Source organism: Propylenella binzhouense, assembly GCF_009866965.1.
Classification (GTDB): domain Bacteria; phylum Pseudomonadota; class Alphaproteobacteria; order Rhizobiales; family Afifellaceae; genus Propylenella; species Propylenella binzhouense.
Genome location: NZ_SPKJ01000006.1, coordinates 89,287 through 100,266 on the forward strand (window position 1 = coordinate 89,287; position 10,980 = coordinate 100,266).

General features: G+C 68.3%; 11 protein-coding genes. 4 read left to right on the forward strand and 7 right to left on the reverse strand.

Annotated features, from left to right (window positions below; translation table 11 throughout):
* Positions 1 to 9: 9 nt before the first annotated feature.
* Positions 10 to 885: a ParB/RepB/Spo0J family partition protein gene (locus E4O86_RS03735; protein ID WP_161139173.1), complete on the forward strand. Its 876-nt coding sequence runs from the start codon at positions 10 to 12 to the stop codon at positions 883 to 885.
* Positions 886 to 1,059: 174 nt separating this feature from the next.
* Here E4O86_RS03735 and holA read toward each other — a convergent pair whose 3' ends face one another.
* From holA to leuS, 3 genes are read right to left on the reverse strand one after another with little or no spacing between them, the layout of a single operon-like run.
* On the reverse strand, positions 1,060 to 2,100 hold the full coding sequence (holA, locus tag E4O86_RS03740) for a DNA polymerase III subunit delta (RefSeq protein ID WP_161139174.1): 1,041 nt from the start codon (positions 2,098 to 2,100) through the stop codon (positions 1,060 to 1,062).
* A gap of 4 nt (positions 2,101 to 2,104) precedes the next feature.
* Entirely contained in the window at positions 2,105 to 2,575 is a 471-nt protein-coding gene (lptE, locus tag E4O86_RS03745; RefSeq protein WP_161139175.1) for an LPS assembly lipoprotein LptE, read from the reverse strand.
* A gap of 19 nt (positions 2,576 to 2,594) precedes the next feature.
* Positions 2,595 to 5,198, reverse strand: a complete 2,604-nt coding sequence (gene leuS, locus E4O86_RS03750; RefSeq protein WP_161139176.1) for a leucine--tRNA ligase — start codon at positions 5,196 to 5,198, stop codon at positions 2,595 to 2,597.
* A gap of 99 nt (positions 5,199 to 5,297) precedes the next feature.
* Here leuS and E4O86_RS03755 point away from each other — a divergent pair, with 99 nt between their 5' ends.
* Entirely contained in the window at positions 5,298 to 6,035 is a 738-nt protein-coding gene (locus tag E4O86_RS03755) for a YggS family pyridoxal phosphate-dependent enzyme (RefSeq protein ID WP_161139177.1), read from the forward strand.
* Here the strand turns inward: E4O86_RS03755 and E4O86_RS03760 are convergent.
* Entirely contained in the window at positions 5,958 to 6,533 is a 576-nt protein-coding gene (locus tag E4O86_RS03760) for a L,D-transpeptidase family protein (protein ID WP_161139178.1), read from the reverse strand. The two genes, E4O86_RS03755 and E4O86_RS03760, sit on opposite strands and share 78 nt — an antisense overlap.
* Positions 6,534 to 6,618: 85 nt before the next feature.
* Between E4O86_RS03760 and E4O86_RS03765 the strand changes: the two genes are divergently transcribed.
* Positions 6,619 to 7,302 carry a response regulator transcription factor gene (locus tag E4O86_RS03765; protein ID WP_161139179.1) on the forward strand — a complete coding sequence of 228 codons (684 nt, stop codon included), beginning with the start codon at positions 6,619 to 6,621 and terminating at the stop codon, positions 7,300 to 7,302.
* Positions 7,302 to 7,760: a Crp/Fnr family transcriptional regulator gene (locus E4O86_RS03770; RefSeq protein ID WP_161139180.1), complete on the forward strand. Its 459-nt coding sequence runs from the start codon at positions 7,302 to 7,304 to the stop codon at positions 7,758 to 7,760. Before E4O86_RS03765 ends, E4O86_RS03770 begins: the two co-directional genes overlap by 1 nt.
* A gap of 1 nt (position 7,761) precedes the next feature.
* Here E4O86_RS03770 and E4O86_RS03775 read toward each other — a convergent pair whose 3' ends face one another.
* From E4O86_RS03775 to E4O86_RS03785, 3 genes are all read right to left on the reverse strand, one after another.
* On the reverse strand, positions 7,762 to 8,559 hold the full coding sequence (locus tag E4O86_RS03775) for an exodeoxyribonuclease III (RefSeq protein WP_161139181.1): 798 nt from the start codon (positions 8,557 to 8,559) through the stop codon (positions 7,762 to 7,764).
* Positions 8,560 to 8,684: 125 nt separating this feature from the next.
* Positions 8,685 to 9,323: an outer-membrane lipoprotein carrier protein LolA gene (locus tag E4O86_RS03780; RefSeq protein WP_161139182.1), complete on the reverse strand. Its 639-nt coding sequence runs from the start codon at positions 9,321 to 9,323 to the stop codon at positions 8,685 to 8,687.
* A gap of 64 nt (positions 9,324 to 9,387) precedes the next feature.
* The coding region (locus E4O86_RS03785; RefSeq protein ID WP_281351538.1) for a DNA translocase FtsK at positions 9,388 to 10,980 on the reverse strand (1,593 nt) is incomplete at its 5' end.

Here is a 10,980-nt window from a genome sequence, read left to right on the forward strand (position 1 = left end):
GGAGCGACGATGGCGACGGAACAGAAGCGGCGGCTCGGGCGCGGTCTCGATGCGCTTCTCGGCGACTATGTCGGGCTTCAGGAGCGCGGTCCGGCGGAACCGTCGCACAGCGCCGTCCAGACGGTGCCGCTCGCGCTGATCCACCGGAACCCGAGAAACCCGCGCCGCGACTTCCCGGCCGCGGAGCTCGAAGATCTTGCCGCTTCGATCCGGGCGCACGGAATCGTGCAGCCGATCGTGGTGCGGCAGCGCCGCCACGAGGCGGAGACCTACGAGATCATCGCGGGAGAGCGGCGGTGGCGCGCCGCGCAGATGGCCGGCCTTCATGACGTGCCGGTCGTCATCCTCGACGTCTCCGACAGGCAGGCTCTCGAGCTCGCGATCGTGGAGAACGTCCAGCGCTCCGACCTCAATCCCGTGGAGGAGGCGCGGGGCTACGAGGCGCTGATCGACGAGTTCGGGTACACCCAGGCCGACCTCGGTACTGCGATCGGCAAGAGCCGCGTCCACATCACGAATACGCTGAGGCTCCTGCGCCTGCCGCCATCGGTGCTCCGCCGGCTCGAGACGGGTGAGCTGACGGCGGGCCACGGCCGCGCCCTCATCACCGCGTCGGATCCGGAACGGCTCGCCAAGCTCGCGTCCGACAAGGGCCTCTCGGTCCGCGAGGTCGAGCGGCTGGCGCAGAAGGGATCGGAACCGGCGAGTGTCGGGCGAAGGCCGGACAAGGACGCCGACACGCGGGCGCTGGAACGGGAACTCGCCGAACGGCTTGGCGTGACGGTCGACCTTCGCCACCGCTCCGACGGGAGCGGCGAGATCCGGATTGCCTACCGCACGCTCGAGCAGCTCGACCTGCTCTGCAGAAAGCTGCAGGCGCCGTGATCGGCAGCCGCCGGCGCCTCGGGAAGCCGGCGGGCCGTACCGGAGGCGGCTTCGCCGATCCATTGAACTCGGCGACTTATCACAACCGCCTTGAGGTATGGGCGGAACGCTCGGGTCGCCGGAGCCAGACCATAAACCATTAAGAATAAAGAGATTTTCTGGGCCGGCTAGGGATCAACCCCGGCGCGCGGAGAGCCGGCGCGCATTTCCTGCGATCCGCTGCAGCGCATCCGAAACGACCGCGAATTCGAGCGCGGGCTGCCGACGCGTGGCGAGCACGGCGTCGGAAAGAATCCGGCGGGCCCGGGCGATTTCGGACGAGGGCCAGCGCCTGAGCGCCGCCTCGACCTGGTCGAGCCGCTTGAAGAAGATCGGCGGACGCGCGCGCTCGAGCACGGTGCGCGCCGCACGGCCTGCCTCCACGTCGGCACGGTATTCCTGCATGGCGAGGAGGTGCCGCAGCATCTGGGCGGCGACGGTGGCGGCCGACTGGCCCTCGGCACGCAGCCTGTTGAGATCCACCTCGACGATCTCGGCTGCTCCGAGGAGCGCGGCATCGATGATCCGCTCCGCGCGGAGCATCGCATTGTCGCCGGTAAGCGCCTCGACCTCCTCCAGCCCGATCCTGCCGCCCGGCCCGGCAAAGAGCACGAGCTTCTCGACCTCTCCCCGCGCCGCCATCCGGTCCGAGCCGAGATGGCCGACGAGATAGTCGAGGGCCGCCGCGTCGACCGTTACCTCCGATTCCGCGGCGACCTCGCGGACGAGAGCCGCGATATCGGCGCTCTCCGCCTCGCGGCAGGCGATGGCCGCGGCATGCGGCGCCTGTTCGAAGGCCTTCCGGAGCGCATTGTCGGCGCGGAGGTCGCCGGCCTCGACGATCACGACGGCCTCGTCCGGCACCCGGGCGAGCACCGGCTCCAGTGCCGCCATGACGTTGTGGCGGCCGTCGAGCACCCGAAGCGTCACGAGCGGCGTACCGCCGAAGAGGCTCGCGGCGAAGGCTTCGTCGGCGATGCGCCCGGGATCGGAGCCGATCTCGTCGGAGCCGAGCCGGAGCGGGGCGTCGGCACCCCGCAGCCGGGCCAGCGCCTCGACCTTGCGGGCGCGTTCGGTCACCGTGCCGGCATCGCTGCCATAGAACAGGAAGAGGCGGATCGCGGCCGGCGGATCGGCCAGGAATGCCTCCACGCCCTTCGCCGGGACCGCCACCATCCGATCAGCGCTCGGCGAAAAAGGCGGCCAGCCTCACCTCGACGAGTTCGGCGAGGGTCTCCGATACCCGGTCCTCGGCATCGCGCCGCGCCCGGATGTTCGCGAAGTCCTGCGTCGAGCGGTTGAAGGAGGCCATGGAGGTCACCCGATCCTGGACGAGGGCAGCGCCGGTCCTGGCATCCTTCAGGATGAAGGAGAGATTGCCGATGATCTGGTACGAGGCCGGCGTGCCGGTCACCGGCTCGACGCCCAGCGCAGCTTCGCCGAGTATCAGCCGATAGCCCAGGCTGTAAGCGTTTGCGGCACCTTCGCCGCCGCCGCGCAGCCCGAACAGCAACCTGTTGCGGAACACCTGTTCCGGCCGGTTGAGAGGCGGGTCGACGGCGATCGCCGGCAGTGCCTGCGCCGCGCCGACGCCGTCGGGCGGCGTGGCGTAGAGCGGCCGGACCTGACAGCCGGCGAGCGCGAGCGTCACGGCGAGCGCGGCGAGCGGCCTAAGCCACGACATTGACGATCCTGTTCGGCACGACGATCACCTTCTTCGGCGGACGGCCTTCGAGGATACGCTGCACCGGCTCGAGCGCCAGCGCCGCGTCCTCGATCTCGCTCTGCGAGGCGGCGGCCGCGACGCTCACCTCGCCGCGCTTCTTTCCGTTCACCTGAACCGGAAGAAGGATCGTGCTCTCGACGAGGAGGGATTCGTCGAGCACCGGCCAGGGGGTTTCCGCGACGAGCGTATCATGGCCGAGTTCGCGCCAGAGCGCCTCGGCGAGATGCGGCATCATCGGCGCCACCATCAGCGCGAGCATGTCGTAGCCCTCCCGGAGCGCCCAGAGCTGATCCGCGCCGCCCGGCTGCGCGGCGGCGAGCGCATTGGCGAGTTCGTAGAGCTGCGCGACGGCGCGGTTGAAGCGCAGCCGCTCGATGTCGCCGGTGACTTCCCGAAGCGCGCGATGCGCCGCACGCCGGGTCGCGAGCGCCTCGTCGGAGAAGCGGTTCGGCGCCGGCAGGCCGGGCGGGGGAAGCACCTCGGCGATGCGCGCCACCATCCGCCAGATCCGCTGGACGAAGCGGTGCGCGCCCTCCACGCCCGCCTCCGTCCAGATGACGTCGCGGTCCGGCGGCGAGTCGGAGAGCATGAACCAGCGCGCCGTGTCGGCGCCGTAGGTGGCGATGATGTCGGACGGGTCGACGGTGTTCCGCTTCGACTTCGACATCTTCTCGATGGAGCCGATCGTCACGACCTCCCCCGTCGCCGCGAGGACGGCGCGGCGCTCGGAGCCCTCGCCTTCGACGCGCACCTCGCTCGGCGCGAGCCAGCGGCCGTCGGCGCCGCGATAGGTCTCGTGGACCACCATGCCCTGCGTGAAGAGGCCGGCGAACGGCTCCTTGATCCCGATATGGCCCGTCTCCCGCATCGCGCGGGTGAAGAAGCGCGAATAGAGCAGGTGCAGAATGGCATGCTCGATGCCGCCGATATACTGGTCGACAGGCAGCCAGTAGTCGACGGCGCTCGCGACGGTCGGCGTGTCGGCGTCGGGCGCGGTGAAGCGCGCGAAATACCAGGACGAATCGACGAACGTATCCATCGTGTCCGTCTCGCGCCTCGCCTCGCCGCCGCATTGCGGACACGCGACGTGCTTCCAGGTCGAGTGGCGGTCGAGCGGGTTCCCCGGCCGGTCGAACTCGACATCGTCCGGCAGCACGACCGGAAGGTCGGCGACGGGGACCGGCACGGCGCCGCAGGCCTCGCAATGGATGATCGGGATCGGGCAGCCCCAGTAGCGCTGGCGCGAGATGCCCCAGTCGCGCAGGCGGTAATTGACCTCGCGGACCGCCTGCGGAACGCCGCCCAACTGGCGCTGCTCCAGCCGCGTGGCGACGGCCTGCTTGGCTGCCTCCACGATCATCCCGTCGAGGAAGTCCGAGTGGAAGATGCGTCCCTCGCCGGTGAAGGCTTCCGTTCCGATCGCGAACGTCGCGGGATCGGCGCCCTCCGGCAGCACGACCGGGCGCACCGGCAGGCCGTAGGCATTGGCGAAATCGAGGTCGCGCTGGTCGTGGGCCGGGCAGCCGAAGATCGCGCCGGTGCCGTATTCCATGAGCACGAAATTGGCGACGTAGACCGGCAGAAGACGATCCTCGACGAACGGGTGGCGGACCCTGATCCCGGTGTCGTAGCCCCGCTTCTCAGCGGTCTCGATCGCCTCCGCGGCGGTCCCCATCCGGTGGCACTCGTCGATGAAGCCCGCGAGCTCGGGATCGCGCGCCGCGCAAGCCTTTGCGAGCGGGTGGTCGGGCGAGAGCGCCATGAAGGAGGCACCGAAGATGGTGTCCGGCCGGGTCGTGAAGATCTCGAGCGAGCTTCCGGTGCCCTCGCCTTCGGCGATCTCGAAGCGGATCCGCAAACCCTCCGACCGGCCGATCCAGTTCCGCTGCATCAGGCGGACCTTGTCGGGCCAGCGCTCGAGCCCCTCCAGGGCCTCGAGCAGATCCTCGGAGAACGCGGTGATGTTGAAGAACCACTGCGTGAGCTCGCGCTGCTCGACGATCGCGCCCGAGCGCCAGCCCTTGCCGTCGATCACCTGCTCGTTGGCGAGCACCGTCTGGTCGACGGGGTCCCAGTTCACCTTCGAGGTCTTGCGGCTCACCAGCCCGGCGGCGAGGAAATCCAGGAACAGGCGCTGCTGCTGCGCGTAATAATCGACGTCGCAGGTCGCGAACTCGCGCGACCAGTCGATCGAGAGGCCCATCGACTTCAGCTGCTCGCGCATGGCCGCGATGTTGTCGTAGGTCCAGCCCTTGGGGTGGACCTTGTTCTGCATGGCGGCGTTTTCCGCCGGCATGCCGAAGGCATCCCACCCCATCGGATGCAGGACGTTGTAGCCGCGCGCCCGCTTGTACCGCGCGATCACATCGCCCATCGCATAGTTGCGGACGTGGCCCATGTGGATCCGTCCGGACGGGTACGGGAACATCTCGAGCACGTAATATTTCGGGCGCGGATCGTCGTTCGGGCACGCGAAGAGCGCCTTCTCGGCCCAGACGGCCTGCCAATGCGCCTCCACGGCGCGCGGATTGTAGCGTTCGGAGGACATTGCTATCGGTTTCGTCGGACGGGGGCAGAGCTTCAGCAAAATTGGTTGAGCCGGTCAACCAGGCAGAGCCGGGCAGGCCCCGTGCAGGAAGGATTTCGGATGACGGCTGCCGAGCGACTTTCGGATGTCCGCGCACGCATCGAGGCGGCCGCCGGCCGCGCGGGTCGCGATCCCGCGATGGTCACGCTCGTGGCAGTCTCCAAGACCTTTCCGGCCGAAGCCGTCACTCCGCTGATCGATGCCGGTCAGATGGTGTTCGGCGAGAACAGAGTCCAGGAGGCCGCCCGCAAATGGCCGCTTCTGCTCGCCCGGCACACCGATCTCCGGCTTCACCTGATCGGGCCGCTGCAGACGAACAAGACGAAGGACGCGCTTGCGCTCTTCCACGCCATCCATTCGCTCGACCGCGATCGTCTCGCCGTCGCGATCGCCAGGGAGATTGCGGCGGGCGCGAGGACGCCCGAGCTCTTCGTCCAGGTGAACACCGGCGAGGAGCCGCAGAAGGCCGGCGTGTCGCCGCGCGAGGCGGCGGGCTTCGTCCGCCGCTGCCGGGAGGTTCACGGCCTGGCGATCGACGGGCTCATGTGCATCCCGCCCGTCGACGATCTGCCCGGACCCCATTTCGCGCTCCTTGGGAAGATCGGCAGGGAGGCCGGCACCAGCGGCCTCTCGATGGGGATGAGCGCGGATTTCGAGACGGCGATCGCCTTCGGAGCGACCCATGTCCGGGTCGGCAGCGCCCTCTTCGGCGGGCGTGCGTCACCGGCGCCGCGGGCGCGGAGCGGCGGCGACCAGGAACGCGGGCCGGGGTCCGAGGGCGGCGAGGAGGCGGAATAGGTCCTCCCGGCGCAGGGCTATGCAGCCCTCGGTCGGGGCGAGGCCGGCCCGGGCAAGGTGCAGGAATATGGCGCTGCCGCGCCGCGACGTCCGCGGACGGATGTTCCAGTCGAGGATGCCCACGACGTCGTAGAGCCGGTCGTCGCGCCAGAGCAGTTCGTGCGAGGCGCGGCACGGCAGGTGGACGGGGCGGTTGTAGACGCCGCTGGAAGGATCGTCGCACCAGCCGTCGCCGGGACGGATCGGCCTGAGCCGCACTGGCGCGCGGGGACCGGGCAACCGATCCCGGCGCACCATGAGCGCGAGGAGGCGAAGAGGACCCGCCGGCGTCGCGCCGTCGCCTTCCCGCTTGAAGCGGGTCACGCCCGATCGGCCGAGCGCGCAGGGGATGTGCCGGTCACCGATGATCAACATCCCTTGAGACTTGCATCCCGGACGCGGAATCACGCGAATCAGAGATGGCCTCCGGGGTTGCGAGCGAGTATTGCGCCGCCTCATGATCCGATCCGTGCAGCGGTTTGCCGGGCACTGGCCTCAGCGGGTCCCTTTGGCATATTCTCCGCCGGAAACGAACGTTGGCTGAATGACGTCACGCAAGATCCTGATCGTCGACGACGACAAAGAGCTGAGCGATGCGCTCGTGGAGCAGCTTGCGCTCTACGACGAGTTCGAGCTCTCCCGGGCGGAAACCGCGGCTGCCGGCGTCAAGGCCGCCCGGGACGGCCATGTCGACCTCATCATCATGGATGTGGGCCTGCCCGACATGGATGGACGGGAGGCGGTGAAGCTGCTGCGGAAGGCCGGCATCCGGACGCCCGTCATCATGCTAACGGGCCACGATACGGAGTCCGACACGATCCTCGGGCTGGAGGCCGGCGCCAACGATTACGTCGCGAAGCCGTTCCGCTTCGCCGTCCTCCTCGCCCGGATCCGCGCCCATCTGCGCCAGCACGAGCAGAGCGAGGACGCCACCTTCGTGATCGGGCCGTACACCTTCCGGCCGGCCGCGAAGCTTCTCCTCGATCAGAAGGGCGGGAAGATCCGCCTGACGGAGAAGGAGACCGCGATCCTGAAATACCTCTACCGGGCCGGCGAAAGGACGATCACCCGCGACGTTCTGCTCTCGGAAGTCTGGGGCTACAATTCGGGCGTGACCACCCACACGCTGGAGACGCACATCTACCGGCTCCGCCAGAAGATCGAGCGCGATCCGTCGAGCGCCGAGATCCTGGTCACGGAAGCGGGCGGCTACAAGCTGGTACAGTGATGACGATCTCGCTGCGCGTCAGCATCGACCTTCTCAGGCGAGCGCCGTTCTTCGAAGGCTTCGCGGAGGACCAGCTGCGCCTCCTCGCCTTTTCCGCGGAGACCCGAAGCATGGCGGCGGAGGAGATCCTCTGCACGGAAGGCGACGAACTCGACGCCGCCTATGTCGTCGCGACGGCCGGTCTCGAAGCGCGGCCCGCGAAAGGCGGCAACCGCAGGCTCAAGGCAGGTGCGCTGATCGGGGAGATGGCGCTCCTCGTCCGGGCCCAGGCGCACGAGACGATCGTCACGGTCGAAGCCGGCGACGTTGTCCAGATCCGGCGCGCCACGATGCTTCGGCTCCTCGAGGAATATCCGGAATTCGCCCAGATCCTTCGATCGAGGCTGGCGAGGAGGCTCGTCGGCACGGCGCGCCAGCTCCGAGGGATCGCAGACCGTCTCGATCAGATCGAGGTCTGATCTACTCGAAGGTCGCAAGCACGGGGACGTGGTCGGAGGGGCGCTCCCAGCTGCGAGCCTCCTTCAGCACCTCCATCCCGACGGCGTCGAGCGCCAGGTCGGCGGTCGCCCAGACATGGTCGAGGCGCCTGCCGCGGTCGTTCTTCGTCCAGTCGGGAGAGCGGTAGCTCCACCAGGTGAAGAGCTTCTCGTCGGGAGGCACGAACTGGCGCATCACGTCGACCCACTTGCCGTCCTGCTGCACCCGGATAAGCCCCTCCGTCTCGACCGGCGTGTGGCTCACCACCCTCAGGAGCTGCTTGTGCGACCAGACGTCGGCTTCGAGCGGCGCAATGTTGAGGTCGCCGACGATGATGGCGCGCTCCCGCGCGAGCTCCGGGTTGAGCGCCAGCATTTCGTCCACGAAGGAAAGCTTGTGGGCGAACTTCCAGTTGATCTCCGGATCGGGCTCGTCGCCGCCGGCGGGGACGTAGAAATTGTGGATCGTGATCGCCCGTCCGGAATAGTCGACGACCGCCGAGACGTGCCGGGCGTCGTCGCGCCCGCAGAACAGGCGCCGGTCGGTCTCGACGAGCGGCAGCCGCGACAGGATGGCGACGCCGTGATAGCCCTTCTGGCCGTGGATCGCCGCATGGCGGTAGCCCGCCTCATTGAAGGCGGCGAGCGGAAAACTGCCGTCGACGCATTTCGTTTCCTGCAGACAGATCACGTCCGGCCGTCGCTCCTGGAGGAACCGGCGGACGAGATCGATGCGGAGGCGGACCGAGTTGATGTTCCAGGTGGCGATGGTGAGAGGCATGTCCGCTTTTCGGGCCGAACGGGGCCGGTGTCGAGAGGGCCGGCCGGCTTCGCGGCGGCCGGTCTGCACTTATCCAGAGCTTGGGCCGTGCGACCGCCGGGGCCGGCGGAGTGCCAGGGACCCGATCAGCGGTTCCTCTCGCGCGCGGCGTTGGTCGCCGCGGCATAGTCGATCTTGAAGAGGCTGCTCGCGAGCTTCTTGTCGGTGTCGACATTGTAGATCGAGACCGAGGTCTGCAGGCCCTGGTCGTCGATCACCGACCATTGCCGAAGCTCCTTGGTCACCCGGTCGAAGATGAGCGTCAGCGTGCCGCCGCCGAACCGCGAATCGTCCACGATCGTGACGTTGACCAGATCCGGCTCGATGTTGACGGCGCTCACCTTCTCGAAACTGGAGAGGTCGAGGTTCGACTGGAGCAGATATTTGAGCGGCGTCTTCGACAGCGGCCAGATGTCGTAGGTCTGCAGCTTCTTGTCGAAGACCAGCACGGAATCCCCGTCGGAGATCACGCTTACCGCGGAGGGCGGGTCGTAGGTGAAGTTGATCCTGCCGGGCCGCGCCAGATAGAACTCGCCGCCGCTCTTCTCGCCGGAGGGGCCGAACTGGACGAAGTCGCCGCTCATGGTCTGAACGGACTGGAACTTCTCCGAAATCTCCTTGAGCGCCTGCGTCTCCCGTTCGCCGAAGGCCTGCGCGGAGGGCAGCGCCGAAAGGAAGAGCGCGGCCGCGAGCGCGAGCCGGCGTGCGATCCCTGCTGTCTTCATGGCATCGTCCGTGTGCTGTCTCCGTGCGAGGTAGGAACCGAATACGCACAAACAAGGGCGTCGCTCAGGCCGCCCCGTCCTGCCCCATGAGGATCTCGCGCTTCCCGGCATGGTTGGCGGGACCGACGAGGCCCTCCTTCTCCATCCGCTCGATCAGCGAGGCGGCGCGGTTGTAGCCGATCGAGAGCCGCCTCTGGATGTAGCTCGTCGACGCTTTCCGGTCGCGCAGGACGACCGCCACCGCCTTGTCGTAGAGGTCGTTCGAATCCTCCAGCCCGCCGGCGAAGACGTCGCCGGCCCCCTCGCCGTCCTCGTCCTCGTCGGTGATCGAATCGAGATAGTCCGGCGCGCCCTGGCTCTTCAGGAACGCGACGATGTCCTCGACCTCCTCGTCGGAGACGAACGGACCGTGGACGCGCTGGATGCGGCCGCCGCCGGCCATGTAGAGCATGTCGCCCTGCCCGAGCAGCTGCTCCGCGCCCTGCTCGCCGAGGATCGTCCGGCTGTCGATCTTCGATGTGACCTGGAAGGAGATGCGGGTCGGGAAATTCGCCTTGATGGTGCCGGTGATGACGTCGACGGACGGGCGCTGCGTCGCCATGACGACGTGGATGCCGGCGGCGCGGGCCATCTGGGCGAGGCGCTGGACGGCGCCCTCGATCTCCTTCCCGGCGACCATCATGAGGTCGGCCATCTCGTCGATGATGACCACGATGTAGGGCATCGGCTCGAGGTCCAGCTCCTCGGTCTCGAAGATCGGTTCGCCGGTCTGCTGGTCGAAGCCGGTCTGGACCGTGCGGGTGATGACCTCGCCCTTCTTGGCGGCGAGCTGGACCCGCTGGTTGAAGCCGTCGATGTTCCTGACGCCAAGCTTGGCCATCTTCTTGTAGCGGTCCTCCATCTCGCGGACCGTCCACTTCAGCGCGACCACCGCCTTCTTGGGATCGGTGACGACGGGTGTCAGGAGATGCGGGATGCCGTCATAGACGGAGAGCTCGAGCATCTTCGGGTCGATCATGATGAGCCGGCACTGCTCCGGCGTCAGCCGGTAGACGATCGACAGGATCATCGTGTTGATCGAGACCGACTTGCCGGAACCGGTGGTGCCGGCGACGAGCAGGTGCGGCATCCGGGCGAGATCTGCGATCACCGCCTCGCCGCCGATATTCTTGCCGAGCGCGAGCGCGAGCTTCGCCTTCGAGCCCGAAAAGTCCTTCGAATCGAGGAGCTCGCGGAGATACACGGTCTCGCGCACGGCATTCGGCAGCTCGATGCCGATCGCGTTCTTGCCGGGAATGACGGCGACGCGGGCGGCGATCGCGCTCATCGAGCGGGCGATGTCGTCGGCGAGGCCGATGACGCGCGAGGACTTGATGCCCGGAGCCGGTTCGAGCTCGTAGAGGGTCACGACCGGGCCCGGGCGCACATTGATGATCTCGCCGCGGACGCCGAAATCCTCCAGCACGCCTTCGAGGAGATGCGCGTCCTGCTCCAGCCCCGCATGGTCGATCTGGGCCCGGCGCGTGAGATCCGGCCGGGCGAGCAGGTCGATCGGCGGCAGCGCGGTCTCCGCGGCGGCCGCCGGCTGCGGCACGATCCGGCCCTGGCGCGGCGCCGGCAGCGGGGCTGCAGCCGGCGCCTGGATCCGCGGGCTCTG